The 22,371-nt window shown below is 42.7% G+C and carries 20 protein-coding genes and 1 pseudogene; 11 read left to right on the plus strand and 10 right to left on the minus strand.

The features are described 5' to 3' along the window. Positions 1 to 29 precede the first annotated feature (29 nt). The 3 genes from V7K55_RS18465 to V7K55_RS18475 form a co-directional block, all read right to left on the minus strand. Entirely contained in the window at positions 30 to 662 is a 633-nt protein-coding gene (locus tag V7K55_RS18465) for a response regulator transcription factor (protein WP_334833858.1), read from the minus strand. Next, entirely contained in the window at positions 659 to 1,495 is an 837-nt protein-coding gene (locus tag V7K55_RS18470; protein WP_334833860.1) for a S1C family serine protease, read from the minus strand. Before V7K55_RS18470 ends, V7K55_RS18465 begins: the two co-directional genes overlap by 4 nt. Positions 1,496 to 2,012: 517 nt before the next feature. Beyond that, complete coding sequence (locus tag V7K55_RS18475; protein WP_334833862.1) at positions 2,013 to 2,924, minus strand: S1C family serine protease; 912 nt, start codon at positions 2,922 to 2,924, stop codon at positions 2,013 to 2,015. Between the two features lie 207 nt (positions 2,925 to 3,131). Between V7K55_RS18475 and V7K55_RS18480 the strand changes: the two genes are divergently transcribed. Together V7K55_RS18480 and V7K55_RS18485 are read left to right on the plus strand one after the other, a co-directional pair. Next, complete coding sequence (locus tag V7K55_RS18480) at positions 3,132 to 3,986, plus strand: uroporphyrinogen-III synthase (protein ID WP_334833864.1); 855 nt, start codon at positions 3,132 to 3,134, stop codon at positions 3,984 to 3,986. Between the two features lie 166 nt (positions 3,987 to 4,152). Next, on the plus strand, positions 4,153 to 4,452 hold the full coding sequence (locus tag V7K55_RS18485; RefSeq protein WP_094331628.1) for a ferredoxin: 300 nt from the start codon (positions 4,153 to 4,155) through the stop codon (positions 4,450 to 4,452). Positions 4,453 to 4,689: 237 nt separating this feature from the next. Here the strand turns inward: V7K55_RS18485 and V7K55_RS18490 are convergent. Next, a pseudogene (locus tag V7K55_RS18490) lies at positions 4,690 to 4,803 on the minus strand (Hsp20 family protein); the annotation flags it as partial. A gap of 541 nt (positions 4,804 to 5,344) precedes the next feature. Between V7K55_RS18490 and V7K55_RS18495 the strand changes: the two are divergent. Further along, the gene (locus V7K55_RS18495; RefSeq protein WP_334833866.1) at positions 5,345 to 5,665 is read left to right on the plus strand and encodes a DMT family transporter; all 321 of its coding nucleotides are present in this window, start codon (positions 5,345 to 5,347) and stop codon (positions 5,663 to 5,665) included. A gap of 132 nt (positions 5,666 to 5,797) precedes the next feature. Here the strand turns inward: V7K55_RS18495 and V7K55_RS18500 are convergent, their stop codons facing one another. The 3 genes from V7K55_RS18500 to thrS form a co-directional block, all read right to left on the minus strand. Beyond that, a complete protein-coding gene (locus V7K55_RS18500; protein WP_334833867.1) occupies positions 5,798 to 6,835 on the minus strand; it encodes a FecCD family ABC transporter permease in 1,038 nt (345 codons plus the stop codon). 225 nt (positions 6,836 to 7,060) lie between these two features. Next, complete coding sequence (locus V7K55_RS18505) at positions 7,061 to 7,516, minus strand: hypothetical protein (protein WP_334833868.1); 456 nt, start codon at positions 7,514 to 7,516, stop codon at positions 7,061 to 7,063. A 282-nt stretch (positions 7,517 to 7,798) separates the two neighbouring features. After that, positions 7,799 to 9,634 carry a threonine--tRNA ligase gene (gene thrS, locus V7K55_RS18510; RefSeq protein ID WP_334833916.1) on the minus strand — a complete coding sequence of 612 codons (1,836 nt, stop codon included), beginning with the start codon at positions 9,632 to 9,634 and terminating at the stop codon, positions 7,799 to 7,801. A 444-nt stretch (positions 9,635 to 10,078) separates the two neighbouring features. On the opposite strand from thrS, the gene V7K55_RS18515 reads away from it, so the two are divergent. Together V7K55_RS18515 and V7K55_RS18520 are read left to right on the plus strand one after the other, a co-directional pair. Next, positions 10,079 to 10,399, plus strand: coding sequence for a DUF2605 domain-containing protein (locus V7K55_RS18515; RefSeq protein ID WP_334833870.1), 321 nt, complete (start codon positions 10,079 to 10,081; stop codon positions 10,397 to 10,399). 277 nt (positions 10,400 to 10,676) lie between these two features. Further along, positions 10,677 to 11,006 (plus strand): DUF2973 domain-containing protein, encoded by a 330-nt coding sequence (locus V7K55_RS18520; RefSeq protein WP_334833872.1) that lies wholly within the window; start codon positions 10,677 to 10,679, stop codon positions 11,004 to 11,006. A 91-nt stretch (positions 11,007 to 11,097) separates the two neighbouring features. Here the strand turns inward: V7K55_RS18520 and V7K55_RS18525 are convergent, their stop codons facing one another. Further along, complete coding sequence (locus tag V7K55_RS18525; protein WP_334833875.1) at positions 11,098 to 11,226, minus strand: hypothetical protein; 129 nt, start codon at positions 11,224 to 11,226, stop codon at positions 11,098 to 11,100. 84 nt (positions 11,227 to 11,310) lie between these two features. On the opposite strand from V7K55_RS18525, the gene V7K55_RS18530 reads away from it, so the two are divergent. Together V7K55_RS18530 and V7K55_RS18535 are read left to right on the plus strand one after the other, a co-directional pair. After that, the gene (locus tag V7K55_RS18530; protein ID WP_334833877.1) at positions 11,311 to 11,607 is read left to right on the plus strand and encodes a BrnT family toxin; all 297 of its coding nucleotides are present in this window, start codon (positions 11,311 to 11,313) and stop codon (positions 11,605 to 11,607) included. Further along, positions 11,597 to 11,893 carry a hypothetical protein gene (locus V7K55_RS18535; protein WP_334833879.1) on the plus strand — a complete coding sequence of 99 codons (297 nt, stop codon included), beginning with the start codon at positions 11,597 to 11,599 and terminating at the stop codon, positions 11,891 to 11,893. Before V7K55_RS18530 ends, V7K55_RS18535 begins: the two co-directional genes overlap by 11 nt. Before the next feature lie 226 nt (positions 11,894 to 12,119). Here V7K55_RS18535 and V7K55_RS18540 read toward each other — a convergent pair whose 3' ends face one another. Beyond that, positions 12,120 to 14,402 carry an amylo-alpha-1,6-glucosidase gene (locus V7K55_RS18540; protein WP_334833881.1) on the minus strand — a complete coding sequence of 761 codons (2,283 nt, stop codon included), beginning with the start codon at positions 14,400 to 14,402 and terminating at the stop codon, positions 12,120 to 12,122. Between the two features lie 816 nt (positions 14,403 to 15,218). Here V7K55_RS18540 and V7K55_RS18545 point away from each other — a divergent pair. The 3 genes from V7K55_RS18545 to trpE all read left to right on the plus strand — a co-directional run bounded on the left by V7K55_RS18545 (position 15,219) and on the right by trpE (position 19,524). Continuing rightward, positions 15,219 to 17,228, plus strand: coding sequence for a DICT sensory domain-containing protein (locus tag V7K55_RS18545; protein WP_334833883.1), 2,010 nt, complete (start codon positions 15,219 to 15,221; stop codon positions 17,226 to 17,228). A 147-nt stretch (positions 17,229 to 17,375) separates the two neighbouring features. Then, positions 17,376 to 17,798 carry a photosystem I reaction center subunit II PsaD gene (locus V7K55_RS18550; protein ID WP_334833885.1) on the plus strand — a complete coding sequence of 141 codons (423 nt, stop codon included), beginning with the start codon at positions 17,376 to 17,378 and terminating at the stop codon, positions 17,796 to 17,798. Positions 17,799 to 17,994: 196 nt separating this feature from the next. After that, complete coding sequence (gene trpE / locus V7K55_RS18555; protein ID WP_334833887.1) at positions 17,995 to 19,524, plus strand: anthranilate synthase component I; 1,530 nt, start codon at positions 17,995 to 17,997, stop codon at positions 19,522 to 19,524. A gap of 721 nt (positions 19,525 to 20,245) precedes the next feature. Here trpE and V7K55_RS18560 read toward each other — a convergent pair. Then, positions 20,246 to 20,485, minus strand: a complete 240-nt coding sequence (locus V7K55_RS18560; RefSeq protein ID WP_334833889.1) for a hypothetical protein — start codon at positions 20,483 to 20,485, stop codon at positions 20,246 to 20,248. An 854-nt stretch (positions 20,486 to 21,339) separates the two neighbouring features. Here V7K55_RS18560 and V7K55_RS18565 point away from each other — a divergent pair. Next, entirely contained in the window at positions 21,340 to 22,302 is a 963-nt protein-coding gene (locus V7K55_RS18565) for an orange carotenoid protein N-terminal domain-containing protein (protein WP_334833891.1), read from the plus strand. Positions 22,303 to 22,371: the final 69 nt, after the last annotated feature.

Genomic DNA, 22,371 nt, shown 5'->3' on the forward strand with positions numbered 1-22,371 from the left:
ATGCAAAACGTCTATTGCCCCCTGCCTCTTTAAAGCATAATCAAACCCAGCCTGACACCCACAGCAACAGCCTCGGTGCGGCTAGAGACACTGAGCTTTTGAAAAATGGATGAGAGATGAAATTTGACCGTATGCTCAGAAATATGTAGGCGTTTAGCGATCGCTTTATTCCCCAATCCAGAACCAAGCATTCCTAAAACCTCTATCTCTCGTGGTGTCAAGCTTTGTACGGGATTCGTCACCACTTTTTCGCGGATAGACAGTAATTCTACAGCATCCGGGTGCAGCACTACTAAACCAAAAGCGATCGCCTCCACAGCCACGACAATTTCTAACTCAGTGCTAGTACTGGGCAATATTCCCCGAATACCAGAACGTAATGCCGTCTCTAAATCGATGCTGTCGAGTTCTTCAACAATGGCGATTATTCCTAATGGGTATTGCTTTTCTTGAATAAGTAGCAATTTTTCCCACACCGATTGTTGAAGATTACTACTCAAATCTACCAGTACTACATCTGGTGACAATTGCTCAATTTCCCTTACCAATACATCCAAATCGGATGCACTCCCCACAACCGTCAGCCGAGGATTGGTAGTCACCACAGCTGATAACCCTGCCCGCACTATAGGGGAAGTGGCAACTACCATCACTCGGATCATGTTGCCTCCACAGCAGTTTTCCCAGAATGCACCTCAAGGTAAATCACGAATTGGTGCTTACCGCGTAAGAGTTGTAGCGGCACAGATCCTTTACTGTCATGGAGATATTTGCTTAAATCATTCATGCTAGTGAATAATCGCCCCATAACTCCAATTAAAATATCGCCAACTTGCACACCAGCAGTTTCCGCCGCACTGCCAGGTAAAATTGACAATACTAGTAAACCCAAGCTACGCCTACTTAAAAGTACGGGTTGTAGTGTAACTCCTAGTTGCGGACGATTATTTCTCTGTAAAAAACGCTCAACAGTTTTGCTGGGAACTGCTACAGCTAAACCATTAACAATCATGGTGTTAATTCCCACAACTCGGCCGAGACAGTCGGCAAGTGGCCCCCCAGAATTTCCAGGATACAATTGCAAATCAGCCATTACAGCCTGTGAATTATTTCCATAGATAATCCCTGTTGTCACAGCACCAGTTTCAGCAAAGGGATTACCCACCGCCAAAACTAATTCACCGACTCGCAACGCTTCCGAATTGCCAATGGTTGCAGCAGTTAAATCAGTGGCGACAATTTTTAGGGCGGCTAAATCCTGCTGGGGATCGAATTGTGTACGAACTGCATCAAATATTCTTCCGTCTGCCAATTCCACAGTTGCACGGTTGCTCGTTGCGACATGGGCATTAGTAATAATTAGTCCGTCAGATTGCCAAATTACGCCAGAACCGACTCCCAGAGAGCCGCTTTTTATTTTCACGGTGCGATCGCGTAGTTTATCAGCTACCTCTGTCAATTCAGCAGTGATGTTAGTTAATGTTGTGTTTGCCATGTTATACAATTTTCCTGCATGTCAAAGTAGAATTAGTGGGCTGACAATATAGCGGTTCTCAGTTGAGTAGGTACTGAACCCCACCCCCAACCCCCTCCCCGCTAGCGAGGAGGGGGCTATGACGTACCTTGTATGATTAGGAAACGCTATAGTTTTTAGTCGGGTTGGGATAACTTAGACTGTTGCAAGATATTTAGTCAACCCAACTTTAGAAAGCAAATTCTAAGAGTTCCGAGTTCAGAAGCTCAACGTTCGAGCAAAAAGGTCGAAGTTCCGAGTTCAGAGGCTCAACGTTCGAGCAAAAAGGTCGAAGTTCCGAGTTCAGAGGCTCAACGTCCGAGCAAAAAGGTCGAAGTTCCGAGTTCAGAAGCTCAACGTCCGAGCAAAAAGGTCGAAGTTCCGAGTTCAGAAGCTCAACGTTCGAGCAAAAAGGTCGAAGTTCCGATTTCAGAAGCTCAAATGAATAGAAAATTTAGATAAATTTGACAAAGCTAGTAAAATCCATTCCAAATGGAGATTATTCTTCCTTAGTAGGTCTTTCACCAACTGCGATCGCTAACTCAATTAACACTCCACCCCGGACAACTTGGACATTGACAGCTTTATCAATGCGATCGCTATTATTAAGCAGCGCCAGCACATCACCTGTATCACCCACAGTTACACCATCGAACGTTACCAAAACATCACCAAGCAGCACACCTGCATTTTCAGCAGGCCCGGAAGGCTCAACATTAACGACAATTACCCCAGTTGCAGAAGTTAAATTGAGAGAAGTTTTCAGGTTCTTTGGTAAACGTACAGGTTGCATTCCCACACCCAAGTAGCCTTTTGAAATGCGTCCTTTTGCAACTAATTCGTCAACCACGCGATCGACTGTAGCAGTAGGAATTGTCAGAGCAACGCCACGCCGCCCCGATGTATTCATCCCCACTACAAAACCAGCAGCATCAACCAGAGACCCGCCTGCAAAACCAGAGTAAAGGGTGATATCTGGGCGGATAAATTGGTCAATATTTCCGCCACTCATACTTCGCCAAGCACCACTAACCACGCTCACTGTACCCATCGCCGCCCTTAAATCACCTTCGCTACCTCTTGCCAGCCCTAGCACCAAATGACCAACTTTGAGCGTTTTGGCATCGCCAATTTTTGCCACAGGTATTTCTACATTTTCTAGTTTAAAAACAGCAATATCAGTGCTAGAGTCATGACCGATGAGTGTTACTGGTGCAGTGCTACCATTTGATAGAGTAACAGTGATGTCGTCATAGCGCTGGATCGACTCATCAGAGGTAACAATGATGCCATTCCGCCAGTGAATGCCACTTGGAGAAACACGAGTACCCGCATTAACTGCAACTACAGCACTCCCAGCTTGTTCTACGGTGTCAGCTAAACTATTAGATAAAGCCAGTAATGAAGACATAAGATTTTTGTGCCAACGTTCTTAGATGTTCATATCGTCCCGTTTTCTACACACAGATGCCATCGGAAAAATGGGGAGAATTCACCCTAGAAAAATGGCTAGGGTTTATATAGCAATTCTGAATCAAACGCACAGAAACAACAGAAATGAGATCCCCGATTTCTTAAAGAAGTCGGAAATCTGCGGATTGCAGCGATCGCAAATGAAATGACAGATAAACAAATGCACAACCAATCAGGAGAAATCAACCTGCTCACTCCATCTAGAGAATTACCTCTATATGGCAAGAGAATTTTAGTTACAGCACCGATAAATTATGCTTATAGGTTATCTGAACAAATCATCAGAAAAGGTGGTTTACCTGTTTTAATGCCTACTGTCGAAACCTGCTATTTATCCAACTATACTAAGTTAGATATTGCTCTAAACCAGATAGCCGATTTTGATTGGATTCTCTTCACAAGTAGAAATGGCATCACTGCATTTTTTCACCGGATGAATGATTTAGATATTCCTGTATCTGTAGTGCAAAAATGTCAATTATGTGCTTTAGGAAAAGACGCAGAAAGCCTATTATCTTTTTGTGGCAAGGTCGATTTAATCCCAACAGAATCTAGCCCAGCCGGGATTGTGGCGGAATTAGCGAAACTTCCGCAAATTCACCATAAAAAAGTGCTGATCCCTGCCCCAGAAGTTGTTGGTTTACCCGAACCTGATATCGTACCCAATTTAATTACAGATTTGCAGAAATTAGGCATAGAAGTAACTCGCATACCCACATATATCACGCAGGGCTTAGATAAAAGTATCTACAGTATTGAATTAAACTTGATGCGTCAAGGAATAATCGATGTCATTGCCTTTAGTAGCACAGCAGAAGTAGAAAGCTTTTTGACAATGGTCAACTCGCAAAGCGATTATGAGCGTTGCATTATTGCATGTTTTGGCCCTTATACAACTGCTAATGCGCGGAAGTTGGGTATGGATGTTTCCATCGTGTCCAGGGATTATAGTTCATTTGAGGGATTTGCCGAAGCGATCGCAACATTTTTGTCTCTATGATTTCACTGGAGAGTTTTTGGCCCCACTAACCCCTTAAGAATCTAGAAGATTCTGTATTACCCCACTCCCTACACTCTCTTTTTATCTACCACATTTAACTCTAGACTAGTAGCACATAAACCCGTAGGATCAACAATGTAGTTCACATTTAACTAGGGATTGTTACATGGCAACTTATAAAGTCACATTAAAGACTCCAGATGAAGAAAAAACAATTGAAGTTTCTGATGATGATTACATTCTAGAGATCGCTAACGAAGAAAATGAGATGGACTTGCCTTACTCCTGTAACGCAGGTTCTTGCTCAACCTGCGCCGGTAAGCTGATTTCAGGTACTGTTGACCAATCAGATCAAAACTTCTTAGACGACGATCAAATAGATGCGGGATGGGTTCTTACCTGCGTTGCCAAGCCCACTTCTGACTGTGTAATCCAAACCCATCAAGAAGATGAGCTTAACGGTTAAGTAAGAAAGGTAGATTTAAGATAAGAGCAAATTTTGTAGGGTGCATTAGAACATTAGTTCTAGCGCACCTCAAATCTGAGGTAATGCCGTACTTTCGGCACTAACACCCCTAGAAGATTTCCAATCTTGCACTTTCCTAAGAAAGCTTTATGGGCTAAGTAATTCACACTAAAAAGCGCTCCCTTTTGGGGAGCGCTTTTTATTTGGTTTAATCAATAGCTAGCAGATATGAGGAAATTAGCCAGATCGCGCTAGATTAACTTTGACGACTTTGTTCTTTTCTTCTTCAGCTTTGGGTAGCGTCAGATTCAAGATGCCATCTTTATAATCTGCTGTGACGTTTGTATTTTGAAATCCATGTAGGGTGCGTTAGCGTAGCGTAACGAACTATCCCAGGCTTATGGTGCGTTACAACGTTCCGTCTAAGAGGATGTTTGAAAAGTATTTCGCCGTGATTTTAGGCACTTAGCGATCCCCCCTAACCCACGCCAGTCGCTCCACTTGGGGAGACCCCTTCTCTACGAGACGCTCCGCGAAGGCGCTAGCCTCTCCCTTTGGGAGAAGACCGCGCTGGCTCCCCTTAAAAAGGGAGGAACCGGAATCAAAGTCCCCCTTTTTAAGGGGGATCTAGAACGTTTTGATACCTACACTTTTCAAACAGCCTCTAACACACCCTACAGATACTTGTATTTTTTCAATAATCAAATATGATTCCTATAGGATTTTACAACTCATTGATATTGAGTATAAGTTCGATTTACTAATCAAGTATAAAAGATGGATCTCTCATAATTAAGGTACTTCTTTAATTAATAATATTAAGGAAGCCTGTTGTATTTTATTGCTTTCATAGAGATAATAAAAGACTGTCAACAAAACCCTCACAAAAGATATGTCAAGCAGTTGGATATACCTTATCGCCGCAATCCTTTTTGAGGTTTCAGGCACAACTTGTATGAAGCTATCAGAAGGATTTACTAAAATAGTCCCTTCAGTCTTAATATTTATTTTCTATGGACTTTGTTTTTGTTGTTTGACCCTTGCTCTCAAGAGAATTGAAGTAAGTGTGGCTTATTCCGTCTGGGCTGGATTAGGAACTGTCCTAATTGCAATGATTGGTATTATTTGGTTTCGCGAATCTGCCACACTTATCAAACTTTTGTCAATCGCCTTAATAGTTGTGGGTGTAATTGGCATAAATGCGAGTAAATAATTGAAACATTTATGAATCCAAGAAAGTATCTTTGGATTCATAAATAAATGTGTAGATATGCAATATAGAGGACATGATATTAGACATTGCCTCAAAAAAAATACCTCGCCTATGTTTAAATAGACGAGGTACTCAAAATTTATTAAACCCAGCAGAACGACGATAAAGTAACCAGATAAATAGCGGTGAACCCAGCAATGCGGTGACGGAACCTACTGGTAGTTCAACTGCTCCTAATCTAGAGAGTAAATCTGCAAAAGTTAGTAACCATGCACCTGCAACAGCAGAAAGTGGCAAAACAAAGCGATGATCTGTACCAACTATGAGGCGGACACCGTGAGGGACAACAAGACCGACAAATCCAATCAAGCCACTAATGCTGACTGCACCTGCGGCTAAGAGGGTGGCGACACCACCAATCAACAGGCGCGATCGCGTCAACGAAACCCCCAAACCCACAGCCAAATCATCTCCCAAAGCCAGCACATTAACCGATCGCGCCAGTAAGCATCCCCCGATTAATGCAACAATAATGTAAGGGCCAGCCGTCGAAATTTCTTGCCAACCGCGTCCATTCAGGCTACCAACCAACCAACTAAGCGCAATTTGAATTTGGCCGTCTTCAGCTAAAAGCAGTAATGTACTTTGTACAGCGCCAAATAAAGAACTCACTGCGACTCCGCCTAAAATTAACCGCTCAACCGAAATTCCCGACCCCGCACGACCGAGCAAAATAACGATCGCAGAAGTCAAAATTGCTCCTATCCACGCAGCTAGAGGAATTGCGATCGGGAATATTTGCCAGACAATCATCAGAATCACAACTAATCCAGCACCCGCAGAAATCCCCAAAATAAATGGATCGGCAAGACTATTACGTAACATTCCTTGCAGTAATGCTCCTGACATTCCCAAAGCTGCGCCGACAATGAGAGCCGCCGTAATGCGCGGGAGACGCAAATCCCAGAGAATTGTCTGTTTAACCGGATCGCCTTTGTGGAGTATGGCTTGCCAAAATTCCGACATACTTAAAGGTACTGCTCCTTCAGAAAGCGATAGCGCTAATGTTAGCACCAGTGCTGTACTAAGGAGTAAAACAGCCCAAAGTACGCGGTGTTCAGTAAAAATTGTCTTAAATGGTTTAGCCAAATTACGGTCTAGTCTTTTCATTAATTGTTATTTAAAATCTGACTTTTCACGTCATGTAGAAAAGCTAACGCTAAAGTTAACCCCTGAGCAAGCTTCCTTACTAGGGAATAGAAGCGACGTTTTCTAGATAAAAGTGAAAAGTCAGATATTGGAATGAGTGGAAAAAGAGATTGTGTCTAGTCCTACCGCCAAGTAGAATCAAGGCTCAGTTCACTTAGAACTAAGCTTGATAGATCGGCACAGGGATTAACCACGTCCCCAGTTGCGATCGCGCTCATAACGAAAGTTACGATCGCGAATGTTACGAAGGTTATTATCGCGGTCATTGCGGCGATTATAGTCGTGGTCATTGCGGCGATTATAGTCGCGATCGTTGCGGCGATTATAGTCGTGGTCATTGCGGCGATTATAGTCGTGGTCATTGCGGCGATTATAGTCGCGATCATTGCGGCGATTATAGTCGTGGTCATTGCGGCGATCGTTGTTACCAACGTTGCGAAGGTCGTTCTGGCGGTCATAATCACCATTTCTGTAATGACGACTCTGACGTTCGTAGTTACCATCATCATTGTGTTGATAGCTGTAGTTATCTAACTCAGCAAGATAAGACGCTGGTGTATTAGCCCCAGCTTTTGGAGAAATAGCTAAAGCTGATGCAGATGCTATCAAGCCAGCCAGCAAAATAGAGGTAAAGCGGTTCATAATGTTAGTCAAAAATTATTGACATTAATTGATGCAAGTCCAGTCTGTTTAGGAAGAGCAGATTCCACAAGTCTTTAAATTAATCCTATCAGTCTTGAATAAATCGGAAAGTTTTATTGAGTGCGGTGATTGAGAAAAGTTTTGTTGTCTGTGATACTTTCTGACCTTCCAAATCCCGTGAAAAGTTAAAATTAAATACGTTACGATCGCACCTTTACCAAAACCTACCAGCTAGACAAAACGCACACCAATATATAATTAGTGCGCGTTTGCGGTTAGATTTTAGAAATTCTCGAACTTAGCGATCGCATCTTTCATCTTATCCACCACCTCATCAACAGGGATAACTCCCAATTCTCCAGAGGCGCGGGTACGGATACTCAAAGTATTAGTTTCCACTTCCTTAGCTCCCACCACTGCCATCACGGGTATTTTTTCTTTCTCTGCATTGCGAATCTGTTTACCCAAGCGATCGCCACTGGTATCAACTTCTGCACGGATGCCTGACGTTCTCATCTTCGCCACCACATCTTTAGCAAAGTCTAGCTGTGTATCACCCACTGGGAGTAATCTAGCTTGCACTGGTGCTAACCACAAAGGGAAATCGCCCGCATATTCTTCAATTAAGATCCCAATTAGCCTTTCCAGTGAACCAAAAGGCGCACGGTGAATCATTACTGGACGTTTGCGAACCCCATCTTCAGCGACGTATTCCAACTCAAAGCGTTCTGGCAAATTGTAATCTACTTGCACAGTTCCTAATTGCCACTCCCGATCTAGGGCATCACTAAAGATAAAGTCAAGTTTGGGGCCATAAAAAGCCGCTTCTCCAATCCCTTCAAAATGTTCCATCCCCAAAGTTTCAACTGCCCGGCGAATTGCACCTTCGGCTTTGTCCCAAACTTCATCGGAACCGATGTATTTATCACTAGCACGATCGCGGAAACTGAGTCTAGCTTTAAAGTTCTTCAGTTGCAGACTATTGAATACCGACAAAATCAAATCCACCACACTGAGGAATTCGCTATCTAGCTGTTCTGGGGTAACGAACAGGTGAGAATCATCCACAGTAAAACCGCGCACCCGCGTTAAACCGCCCAATTCCCCTGATTGTTCATAACGGTAAACAGTACCAAATTCCGCCAGTCGCATCGGTAGTTCCCGATAAGAGCGTAACTCACTCTTATATATTTGGATGTGGAAGGGGCAGTTCATCGGCTTCATAACAAAGCCCTGTTCCAGTGCAGCAGCTTCTTGATCGTCTGCCATTAAAGGGAACATATCTTCTTTATATTTCTGCCAATGTCCAGAGGTTTTAAATAAATCTACTCTGGCAATGTGAGGTGTTACTACAGATAAATAACCCCGTTTTACCTGTTCTTGCTTCAGGAAGTCTTCTAAAGTACTCCGCAACAAAGTGCCTTTGGGTGTCCACAAAGGTAAACCCGGCCCTACTAGATCGGAAAATATAAATAATCCCAGTTCCTTCCCTAGTTTGCGGTGATCTCGCCGTAGCGCTTCTTCTTTGCGCCGCTTATATTCAGCAAGTTGTTCTGGACTTTCCCAAGCGGTGGCGTAGATGCGTTGTAATTGGGCTTTGGTTTCATCCCCGCGCCAATAAGCGCCCGCAACGCTTTCTAATTCAATTGCTTTCGGGTTTAATTCACTGGTATTTTCCAGATGAGGCCCGGCACACAAATCCCACCATTCATTCCCCAGGTGGTAAATCGTGATTGGTTCGTTTTTGATATCTGCCAGAATTTCTAGCTTGTAAGGTTCCTTAATTTCCTGAATCCGACTTTCGGCTTCTTCTCGGCTGACTTCTTCCCGAATTACTGGCAATTTGCGATTGATAATCTTCACCATCTCTTTCTTGATGGCTTTGAGATCGTTTTCGCTAAATGGTTCTGGATTGTCGAAGTCGTAGTAAAAACCGTTTTCTATCCAAGGGCCGATTGTAACTTGCGCCTTGGGAAACAGCTTTTGTACCGCCATTGCCATTACATGAGAAGCAGTGTGACGAATCTTTTTTAAGTTCTCCGATTCGCTGGTACGCGGTAAATAGATTTTTTCAACTTGTTCTGACTGTTGTGATTGATTTGATGAATTTGGCGACATTGGCTGCTGAACCGTTGGCGAGGTGATTACAAAAGGTGATTTATCTGAATCTGTAGGCTTACTCAACTATAACGATTTTGGTTTTTGCCAGTTCAGCTTTATCTTCCAACTACTAAATTAATTGCTCGCCGGGGATAAAGATAAATTTTTTATCGGTTAGCTGAGTACTAAATTCAGGATTCCAGGCGACACCGAATAGCCCGTCGTAGACATCGCTAAGTTATCTGATAAATTGCAAGTTGGTGTCAAATACCTCCCATATATATAGATACTTCCTAAAAGAACTGTACAAACCAGATAGCAAGACTATATAATAAATTCTGTGTCATTTGTTACATTTTGTTGCGTTTTTCAAAATTATCAGATGATAATAAATAAAAATAATGTTAAGAAACGTAAATAACGTTAATATTAGTAAGAAAGTTGGAAATATCCTTCTCATTTATGTCAGACTCAAATTTACCAGGGACTGAGTTGCTGAAAACGGTTTTAGAACCTCTGCTAGAAGATTTTCAGCATTGGTTTACGCGATCGCGCCATTTACTCGAAACTGAGCAGCTATCATTTATGAGTGACCAAGAACAATCTGATTTGCTCTTACGTGTTAAACAAGCGCAAGAAGAACTAAGTACGGCAAAGATGCTATTTGCTGCTACCGATAAACAAGTCGGGATTGATATGGCAACATTAATGCCTTGGCATCAATTAGTAACAGAGTGTTGGAATGTCGCAATGCGCTTTCGTCAAGGGCGTGAGTCTAATTAGATTCCGCAGACTACTTAGCAATGTCTAAGCACAAAACGCTAAATCAGTCATTAAAGAGATAGTACAAAAAGCTTAACAATTTCTTAACATTATTTGGATTAACAAAATAATGTATCCTATGTTACCGTAAGTGGAATAACGGTTGACAAATAGCTTCATATAAGTGTAAGCGCATAAAAGTGCGTCAAATAGTCGTCTCAACTGTGAGTAACAGTATCGGCGAAACAAAGCGTTACAAAATAAAGTTTTAAAAATTGCTGTTCTGGAGGAAAATCTAATGTTACACCTACTTTACATTCTTGCTTTTACAATCCTTGCATTTATGGCTGTTGGCAACCTAATTCGTAACCTGATAATGTTCAGTTTTGATCGTGAGCGAACTTACCCAACGAATTCCTCGCCAGTGAATAATCAAGGTAACTATGGTTATTATTCATCGAAGAAACGGTTTGTACCCCATCCAGAGTTATTAGATAGCGCGGGCAACTTAATTAAAGAGCCACTTTTGGTAATGCGTTCGATTAACGTTGAAGATGCGCGTCAACATCTCGATGCACTTTACGAAGCATCCCCAGGACGTAAGAGTGAAAATTCAGAGGAAGCGTAAGCGTAAAAAGGTTAGTTAGGAGAAGTGATTAATCGCGTCTGTAGGTTATGAGTTAGGGTGTAAATCATTGTTGTTTTTGCATCCTTAACGCTTATTTCAACAGAAATTTATTAGCATTATTGAATTTGAGGCGATCGCGTTGGTAGGCTGGTAAGTTAACATTTTGTTGTCCACTTGGCACAAATTTGAGTTGTGAGTACTGCAAGGTTCTGGCACGCATCAAGATTTAGCCCTGAATTGTAACTGTAAGTTTAAAAAAAAAGCGTATTGACAACGTAAATACATCTTGCCTAGACTATGAGGTATGGATGTTTTTTTCGTGCTTAATGGTATCACCTTTATTTGGAACGAGGAGAAAGCTTGGATTAATCCTAGCAATCATGACGGCATAACATTTCAGCAAGCCGTAGAAGCTTTCTTCGATCCGTTTCTAGTGGTGGTTGATGCAAGCCGGAATGATGAGGAGCGGGATGCTGTGATTGGCTTGGACAGACGATGGAATCTTCTGTACGTCGTCTACATTGAGCGTGAAAACGACATGATTCGGATTATCTCGGCTCGGAAAGCGACGCGCAAGGAACGTGAATATTATGAAAGCTGAAGTCTTAAAAAAGCGACTCGACAAAAATCGTCCAATGACAACAATCACAATTCGCATTCCCGAAGATGTGATTGAGGATTTAAAGCGAGTAGCACCATTGTTAGGGTTTTCTGGTTATCAGCCACTAGTTCGTGCTTATATCGGACAAGGACTGAGAGTTGATCTTGAGCGACTTGATGGTGATACTGTTTCTACATTGATTGCCAGCCTGAAACGGCATGGTGTGAGTGATGAGATAATTTGTGAAGCACTCAGCGAAGCTACTGGACAACCCAGTAACAGCTAGTAATGGCAATATTCTTCTGTTATGAGTAGCAGGAGTTACCTGCTTGTAGGTTACTAGCATAGAATAACCTGCGATCTATTATTTAGAAATCTACACACTAGCGATGAAGCAAAATAATACTACGTTGGAGTGGATGGTAGCAAAAAGCCCTGTGCTGAATTTCAAGTCATGCCGATCGCACCAATCATAAAATAAGGAGTAGATCCTTCACCACTCCCTACTCTTTCTATGCTTCGATAACTACCCGCAAATTGCCCCGTTTTTTGGCAACGCGACAAGCAGTCGTAGTCCCAGAACGCTCGAATTCTAAATCGAGGATGGTGGGGCCGACTCGCAAATTATGAAATGACAGACGATTAATCGATTCTGGCAAAGCAGGGTCAATTATTCGCAAGCAGTTATTTTGAGCATCAGGTACTAAGTTGACCATCATTTGCAGCAGTTGGAAGACACTACCAGTAGCCCAAGCTTGGGGAGTACAGGCAACTGGATACTGTACAGGGGCATTATCACCGTTCCGTTCGTAGCCGCAGAATAGTTCTGGAGGACGTTGGTAAGGCTGCCGACTAGTCATATCGAATAAACCTTGGAAAATTTCCAGGGCTTGATCGATCAGACCCAGCGATCGCAATCCCATTGCAATCAGAGCGTTATCATGGGGCCAAACCGAACCAGTGTGATAACCCATTGGATTGTAAGCGGGTGACAAACTGCTGAGGGTGCGAATGCCCCAACCATTAAACATATCTGGCGCTCGCAACCGTTCTGCTACACTATAGGCTCTTTCATGAGTGAAAAGACCCAAATGCAGACAATGACCAGGATTTGAGGTAATACTGTCTACTGGTTTGCCATCTCCATCCAAAGCCAAGGCGCAGAAATCTTGGTCTTCCACCCAAAAATCTAGATTAAAACGAACCTTGAGACTTCTAGCCTCTTCTTGCCAACGATCTGCCAAATCAAGGCGCTTTTTCATCCTCGCTATTTCTGCAAGGCGCATTTTTGCAGCATAGACATAAGCTTGCACCTCACAAAGAGCAATTGGGCCGTTAGCTAATTCTCCCTTGTGGTCTACAATACAGTCACCAGAGTCTTTCCAACCTTGGTTAACCAGACCGCGTTTAGATTTACGGAAGTAGCCGAGGTAACTGGTTTGTTGGGTATTGCGATCGATCCACTCCATTGCTGCTAGAGCATTGGGCCAAAGTAACTCTAAGAGTTCTTGATCGTGAGTCCAAGCATAATGTTCGGCATACAACATTAGCCACAGGGGAGTTGCATCAACTGTACCGTAGTATGGTGTATGGGGAATTTCTTGACAACGAGCCATTTCTCCCAAACGTAACTCGTGCAAAATTTTACCCGGTTCTTCTTCGCGCCATTCGTCGTCATTCTTTCCTTGGTATGTCGCCAGTAATATCAGAGTTTCTCTGGCGATTTGCGAGTTTAACATCAAGGTTTGGGAAGCTGTAATCAGCGAATCCCGCCCAAATAGCGTAGAAAACCACGGCACTCCCGCCGAAACAGTCTTATGCTTACCAAAAGACTGGCGCAACAAATACATATCTTGCTCGGCCCGCTCAATCACTCGATTGAAGGTGCTTTTATCTGAGCTAATGCGGGTAATTTGCTGTACCCAGTTTTGCTCCTCCATCAATTCAGCAGCTTTCGCCTGTCCTAATGTAGTGGCGGCACTTACAGTTGAACTGGATTGGTTATTTTTCAACATATTCACTCGATAACCCAGTTTTTGGGTTTCGTGAGAAGCCAACTCTAGCTGCCAAACAGCAGTGTAACCTTTGAAAGAGTCTGGTTGATGATGTTGGAATAAAATCCGAGATTCCATCACCGATCCATCCAAACCTTGATAGGCTAGTGTTAAGGATTCTTCCCTAAAAGTTGATGGGTCTTTGGGTACTGATGAAACGGCATCGATGATTCCTTCTTCCGTCGTCGGTTCTACTAGACGTAAAAGCCTACCTCGTTTTTCTCTGTCATAACCCCGGACTTCAAACAAATCAACAAAATCTGCATCGAAGCTAAGACTTAGTTCAAAATTAACAGTTGTTGTGCTGTAGTTAGATATCTCTATTTCTTCAAATAGTGCGCCATTGAGGACTATTTCTCGCCGAATTCCGATAGTTTCGGCTCTGAGGCGTTCGTCGATTCTGGGGTTAGTACACAAAGCTGAGAGGGAAAACCCTTTTTCGGCAGTACTACTGAGGAGTACAGGCGATCGCCCTTCAATTTGCAACTCCAAGCGATTCAGAAATCTTGTATCACAACAAAACAGCCCCATACTGGGATTGCCATCGTTGAGGGAACAGCCAGAAATATTCCCGATAGTATCTGTCACGAAAAATAAATCATCATCTTTAACCGTCAGTGTCGGTTGCGATCTTTCACTCACAACACAAGGCCACTCCGGGATAGGTAATTGTTCAGCAGGAATAAAAGTTTTTCCATCCAGGAAAATTTTTTCCGGGGTCATTAGCGTATCCGGTGTCATTAGCCAAAGTTCCGTGTACAGGTTGTAGATTTTGTGGTATTTGGAGAAAAAATCCGCTCTCTAAAAACTTGTTTGAGCTATTCTAGCCAAAATAATTCTTATGTCCTGCTGACAACATAGCAACACTCAAATCCATATAAGTAAATATTTATAAATTTATATTGTATAAGTCTAAACTCAATACAGAAAGCTGGGATTTTTAGATAATTCTCTAGTTGTTGAATTTTCTCAAGATACGAGATATATAATATACTCAGCAAAAATGCGAAATTTCCGCTTCTTATTGGGTAAAGAGAGTATTTCTTCCCTAAACTATTATATGATTTTGTCTTGAATATCTGTGGTGTTTAATTAGACAAATTAGCGATCGCTAATTGATTAATTTACTTTAATCAATAATTATGGATTGATTTATACGGCAGTAATGGTTTTTGGGTAAGAAAATTTATTTGGTATGAATCTCAATTGGGCGATGTCTACGTCGGTCTACGCCGACGTATGAAGTCTTAATTGTCGGTGGTCGTTTGTGAAAATAAAGTCAAAAAGATATAGCAATTAGTTGTCTTGGTACTTAGATTTACCAAATTTTACCTGTGCAAAGATATTTCCAAGTTAGTCAAGAATGTATATTGGGCGTAGTAGGTTGTCAATCAACAAATAAATTTGGTAACAAAATGTTGCGCCTGTTTGGGCGAAAAGCGCATTTTAGCGTTCTTTACATATTGCAACTCTCTATTTAACTTGAGAGTCCCTTGGAATTTGTACAATGCAGCTGTGACGTGGATCTGATCGAGGTTGAGCGTTTAACAATAATTCATGAGCATTTCGACTTCTGTGCTGAGTGATCTGCTAAAGTCCCTACCATACTTGCGGCCCCAGCTATATTTTAAGGCTTCACTAACGGCGCTCTCCCACGCGATGGAAGATCAAGTTTTGGCTGCGACTTTAGCCCAACCCCTTGTAATTGCTAGTTTTCAGCGAGAGCGATTCTACCGCCAAGAAGCTCATCGCTATCAGCGACTTGCCTTGCGAAGTAATCAAATATACGTATTATCTGCTCCAGAAACGGATTTTACCAACAGTTCGGAATACTACGAAAAGATCGCTTTTGAACCAAAGGACGGTTTAAGTCATGAGTGGCATTTGGTGGTGATTGCTGACAATTATGCAACTTGTCTCGTTTGTCGAGAAAGCCTTGGTTCTATTGCTAAAAACAAGCAACTACCAGAACTAAGCCCTAATCTAGATATAGACACAGCCCGAAGATTTGAGGGAGTTTGGACATCAGAAAGGGGAGTTAGCCTCAAAGCAGCCGAATTGCTGTTAGACAGGATTTTGGTTTACAGACCCGAACTGGCAAATAAAATTGAGGAAGCCCGTCAGAGGTTTGGTATTGGACAGCCGCGAAGCAACTCTGGGGCAGAACAGTTTAACGAATATGCTTGTGATATCGATACAGATCCCTTTGTGCAGCGCTTAGTAACTTATTTGCAAGCTAGTCAGTACAAATTGCACAAAGCCTACCGTTCCATTGCTGCTCAAGCACGAAAAGAACGATTAGTCAATTCAATTAGTACTGCGATTCGGCGATCGCTAGATCCTCATGAAGTTCTGCAAGTGGCAGCGCAAGAATTAGGACAACACCTAGAAGCTTGTCGCTGTCTAATTTACCGCGCTCAAGCTACAGATAGCCAAGCCATCATTGAACACGAGTTTTTGAATCCCGGTATTTTATCGGTTCATGGGCAAACCTGGGAGTTAGAGAAAAATTCCCTCTTTCAGGACATCGTGCAACAAGGCGAAGGTGTTTGTATTAGCGATACGCTAAATGACCCTCGTGTGAACAATTCCCCAGGACTTTCCTTGATTGCCAAAAAATTTGCTATTCGTTCTTGGCTGATGGAACCAGTATTTTATCAGGGGCGATTATTGGGCATTGTGGAGTTACATTACTGCCGGATGCCACCGCACGAGTGCCAACCTGGGGAATTAGATTTGGTAGAAGCGATCGCCACCCAAGTCGGAGCAGCCCTGATCCAAGCGGAAGCCTACGCCAACCTAGAAGAACTTAACCAGCAGCTAGAAGCCCTAGATCGCACCCGCAGCAACCTGATAGCCATCACTGGACACGAACTGCGGACTCCCCTATCTACCATTCAAGTGTGCTTAGAAAGTCTCGCTAGTGAGCCAGATATGCCCTTGGAGTTGCAGCAGATTATGCTTAACACTGCGCTTTCCGACTCAGAACGGATGCGAAAATTGGTACAAGATTTTCTCACACTTTCCAACTTAGAAAGCGGTAGAGTGCAATGGCATCCAGAATCTCTCACTTTACAAGAGTGTATAGATTTATCACTCAGTCGCAATCGCAGCCGTTCCTCAACGGAAAAGCCGCCCCAAATCAAGACTCAAATTGCTGAAAACCTTCCTTTGGTTAGGGCTGATGGTGATTGGCTAGTAGAGGTACTGGCAAAACTGATGGACAACGCTTGTAAATTTACGCCCTCTGAAGGAGAAATCACTATTAAAGCGATTTCTAACAGCCATCAAATGGTCGAGGTGACTGTGGCTGACACAGGACGCGGCATCGAACCGAATCGTTTAGAAGTCGTTTTTGACCGCTTCTATCAGGAAGAGGGAGCGCTACGCCGCACCACTGGCGGGACTGGACTTGGTTTAGCTATTTGTCGTCAAATTGTTAATGGCTGGGGTGGAAAAATTTGGGCAGAGTCAACTGGCAAAGATCGGGGTAGCCAGTTTCACTTCACTATCCCGATTGTTCAGAATAGCCACGAGGAAAAGCGGGCAAAAGTCAAGAGTAAATAGGGATTAGTCCTTTGTCATTGAGCATGGGGCATTGGCTTTTAAAAAATGACTAAAACACTAAAAACTGTTACAGTCTATAACGCGATCGCAACACGATCCTGGTTGCAGTGTTAGGATTCCCTAAAAACGTTGAGAGAATCAATCTTTATGGCAGAAACACTCTCTGGAAAAACCCCGCTATTTGCTGGCAGCACCGGTGGCTTGCTAAACAAAGCAATAGTTGAAGAAAAGTACGCTATCACTTGGACTAGCCCGAAAGAGCAAGTTTTTGAATTGCCTACAGGTGGTGCTGCTACTATGCAAAAAGGTGAAAACCTGCTGTATTTAGCCCGCAAAGAACAATGTCTCGCTTTGGGCGGTCAGCAACTCCGTAAAATCAAAATCACAGATTACAAAATTTACCGGATTTTGCCCAACGGAGAAACTACCTTACTTCACCCAGCCGATGGTGTCTTCCCCGAAAAAGTGAATGCAGGTCGTGAAAAAGTGCGTTACGTCCCACGCAGTATTGGGCAAAACCCCAATCCATCACAACTCAAGTTCAGTGGTAAAGCTACCCACGACGCATAGGGAATAGGGACTGGGGATTGGAGACTGGGTACTAGGTACTGGGGACTAGGGACTAGGGACTGGGAGTTGGGGACTAGGGACTAAAAAAAGTTTTCTTAATACCCAATGCCCCATGCCGGATGCCCTAGACCCATATCCAAGCCCCAATCCCCAAGCCCCAATCCCCAATCCCCAATTCCCAATCCCTTAGCTATTTATGGTATTCCCCGATTTCTCTGAATTTTCTCAGCTAGCTCTACAAGGCAACTTTGTTCCGGTATATCAAGAATGGGTAGCGGACTTAGATACGCCCGTATCTGCTTGGTATAAAGTCTGTGCAGGTCAGCCCTATAGCTTTTTGTTGGAATCGATAGAAGGTGGGGAAAAACTAGGACGCTATAGTTTAGTGGGGTGCGATCCACTTTGGGTTTTGGAAGCAAGGGGCGATCGCACCACCCAATTAAACCGCGATGGTTCGCAGGTCGTTTTTGCAGGCGACCCTTTTACAACTTTAGCCCAATGTTTAGCACCTTATCACCCAGTCAAGTTACCACAGCTACCGCCAGGGATTGGCGGATTGTTTGGGTTTTGGGGTTATGAATTGATTAACTGGATTGAGCCGCGCGTGCCAATATATCCACAAGATGAACGAAATATCCCTGATGGGTTGTGGATGCAGGTAGACCACCTATTGATTTTTGACCAGGTGAAGCGAAAAATTTGGGCGATCGCTTATGCTGATTTACGCGACCCCAATGTAGATTTACACGCAGCCTATCAACAAGCGGGCGATCGCGTCACCCAAATGCTCGAGAAGCTATCTCTCCCCCTATCCCCAGAAAAAACTCGATTGGAATGGAAACCGCCAGGAAGTAGAGGGGCAGAGGAGCAGGGGAGCAGAGGGGCAGAGGAGTATAAAAGTAATTTTACCCGCCCTGATTTTTGTGCCAGCGTCCAAAAGGCCAAAGAATATATTACAGCCGGCGACATCTTTCAAGTAGTAATTTCTCAGCGACTATCAACAGCATACACAGGCGATCCCTTTGCCCTTTATCGCTCACTACGTCAGATAAATCCTTCGCCTTACATGGCTTACTTTAACTTCCAAAATTGGCAAATCATCGGTTCCAGTCCTGAAGTGATGGTGAAAGCCGAAACCGATCCAGATGGTGGAGTTCTAGCAACAGTACGCCCCATTGCTGGGACACGTCCACGGGGTAAAACTACCCAGGAAGATGCAGCATTCGCTCAAGATTTACTCGAAGATCCCAAGGAAGTTGCTGAACATGTGATGCTTGTAGATTTAGGACGGAATGATTTAGGGCGTGTTTGTGAAAACGGTAGCGTCAAAGTTGATGAATTGATGGTAGTTGAGCGCTACTCTCATGTGATGCACATTGTCAGCAATGTTGTGGGTAAATTAGCACTTGATAAAACAGCATGGGATTTATTGAAAGCTTGCTTTCCAGCAGGTACAGTCAGTGGCGCACCCAAGATTCGGGCAATGGAAATTATCCACGAGTTAGAGTCTAGCCGTCGGGGTGTTTATTCTGGTGTGTATGGATATTACGATTTTGAAGGACAATTAAATACTGCGATCGCAATTCGCACAATGGTAGTACATGACAAGACGGTTAGCGTGCAAGCTGGTGCAGGTTTGGTAGCTGATTCTGAGCCAGAGAAAGAATACGAAGAGACGCTGAATAAAGCTAGAGGTTTATTAGAAGCAATTCGCTGTTTGCGTTGAACTGGGGAATAGTAATGGCGAAAGTATTGCCTACCTTTAACAGGTTATCATCCCTATATTTTTGTAATAATTAAAGTATTTTAAGACTAGCTTTTTCAACATAGGTGAAATTTTTAGTCAATAAATTTCTGTTTAAGCTCTTTTATCTGTGTTCTCTGTGCCTCTGTGGTTAAATATTTTTTTTAAACCGCAGAGGCATAGGGAACGCTGATAGAAAAAATAATATATTTTAGGAATCACCTTGAAAGGGCTATTACGCACCGTACACAACAATTATGTTGTGTATCAACGTAGCTCTTTTCAGGCAGGTCTAATATCGTTATTCAATGCCTTTACAGTTACTATCCCTTACAACTAATTGCCAACTGGTTTTTATTGGTTAATTGTAAAACCGGGCTTGATATAAGTACAGTAACAGTTCGATTTGCTGTATGAGAATCTAGACCAGACTTTAAAAGTTGATTTATCAATATCCTTCTATTTTGAATTACGTATGTTTTACTTTGAACTGCCAGATGTTTAGAAACAATTTCTGCTACTTCTAAACCCATGTATCCACAGTACCTTGACAAATTAGGAAGCTTTATAAATCCAATCAACATCGAATTTTTTCCAAAGCTAAACAGAGTTTTTAGACGTATTAAACAGTTAAAAAAAGTCCTGGTATCCAAATCCAAGACCTCCATTGAATTTACCACATACTAGAAGTGAACTCACTTGCTCATCCTAATTGGCTGAAGTAAATCGCCCACAGAATTCCAGTTACTCCAATAGCGATTAAGAGGTTGGTAAAAAACCTGCCTAATTCAATTTCTTGTCCCAGTCCCTTATCGTCTTGACCGGCACTGAAAAACAATGACCATGCTTGATTTGCATTGATGGTCTCAAAATTGTTGAAATCAGGTCTAAAAACGACTGCTCCAATCAAATCTTTTCTGGGGTAATCAAAATCAGTTTTCATCAGTTTGCCTCTAAATTGTTTTATTTGTCAACTGGAGAAAATTTGTAAATCTGAAGTCTCTTCTCTAAAAGCTAGTTTGTCCGGTGAAAACTTCCAAGGCAATGAGTAAGACAAAACCAATCATTGCCAAAACATAAATCTGTTGAGTTGACTGCGTTGGTCAATAGTGAACTTTTTATTTGTTATCTGTAAATTAATATAACGTATTGTAAATATTTTTTGCAAATACTTGATAGTATGCAACAGGTGGTAACAACCGTACTAATTAGGTAGGGTATTTCGGATTTGTGCGAGAAGATAAGCGATGTATAGGACGGCGCAATAAGTCCAGTGAAGGATTGTTTGATGTGCGAACGCTCTTGAAAGTCAATTCATACAAAGACATCAATTGCCTTGAATAGAGCTTCAGTAAAACTTATAACTTTTATAAACAAAAATTATCAAAGTAAAAGTGAAGAAGCCTTGCTTATTTGTAACGGAATTGTTATATTTCTTTACACAAAGATACAAAATCCAGATAAATGCGTTAAACCACTGTTAATCAAGGTTTTCTAAATAACCATGCAGTTGGGCCTTCAATGTGCTTTGCCGAGTATCCAAACTCAACCCCGCTTTGGTAAAGCATATCTAAAATGCCCTATACCCAGACTGTTTAGTGACTTTATTAACAGCTAAACGCATTTACTTACGTCTTTGCACATTGGACTTCACATTCTAAGGGACTTGCAAAAAATAAGTTATCCCAAATTATTTCTAGATTTGTAGGGGCGCAAGGACTTGCGCCCCTACATTGGGATATTTTTTTAACTGGAAGTCCTTAATAGAACCGTAATTTTTTTTTGGGAATATCTGCTATGTCTTTTACCATCAAGTCGGCTCAAAGTATTTTTCCCGGCACGTTAGTTGCTGATGTTGTTCCAGCAGTTGTCGAATCATTCTCTCAACTCAATGCTGAAGATCAACTAGCATTACTCTGGTTTGCTTATACCGAGATGGGTAGAAGTATTACGGTTGCCGCTCCCGGAGCAGCTAACATGATCCTCGCACAAGGCTTACTCGAACAAATTAAGCAGATGCCTTTCGAGGCTCAAACACGAGTTATGTATGATTTAGCTAACCGTGCTGACGCTCCCCTCTGTCGTTCCTATGCATCCTTCACCGTGAACATTAAGTTGGGCTTCTGGTATCAGTTAGGAGAATGGATGGCTCAGGGAATTGTCGCTCCTATTCCAGAAGGCTACAAACTTTCTGCCAAGGCTGCTGATGTATTAGAAGCAATCAGGAATGCTGATTCCGGTCAACAAATCACAATTCTCCGCAATACTGTAGTGAGCATGGGATTTGACCCGAATGCTCCCGGTAGTTACAAAAAAGTCTCAGAGCCTGTGTCTCCACCCACTGCACCAGCATTTCGGACTAAAGTCACCATTGAGGGTATCACCAACCCTACAGTGCTTGGCTATATCAACAACATGAATGCCAACGACTTTGATGCCGCTGTTGCTCTATTTATTTCTGAAGGTGCTTTGCAACCTCCCTTTGAAAGACCAATTATTGGTCAAGATGCAATCCGCGCTTATATGCGTGAAGAATGCCAGGGATTAAGGATGATACCAGAGCGTGGTATATCTGAGCCAGTGGAAGATAACTATACTCAAGTTAAAGTCACAGGTAAAGTCCAAACCCCTTGGTTCGGTGCGAGTGTGGGAATGAATATTGCATGGCGGTTTTTGCTCGATCCCCAAGGCAAAATCTTCTTCGTAGCGATTGACTTGCTTGCTTCTCCTAAAGAACTTCTCAATTTAGTACGTAAGTAGAAGCTAGATTAGTTTTGCTTGAGCGTGGAAAATGGCGATCGCTCCTTCACTTATCCACGCTCAAGCTCG

It is taken from the genome of Nostoc sp. (genome assembly GCF_036919895.1).
Classification (GTDB): domain Bacteria; phylum Cyanobacteriota; class Cyanobacteriia; order Cyanobacteriales; family Nostocaceae; genus Nostoc.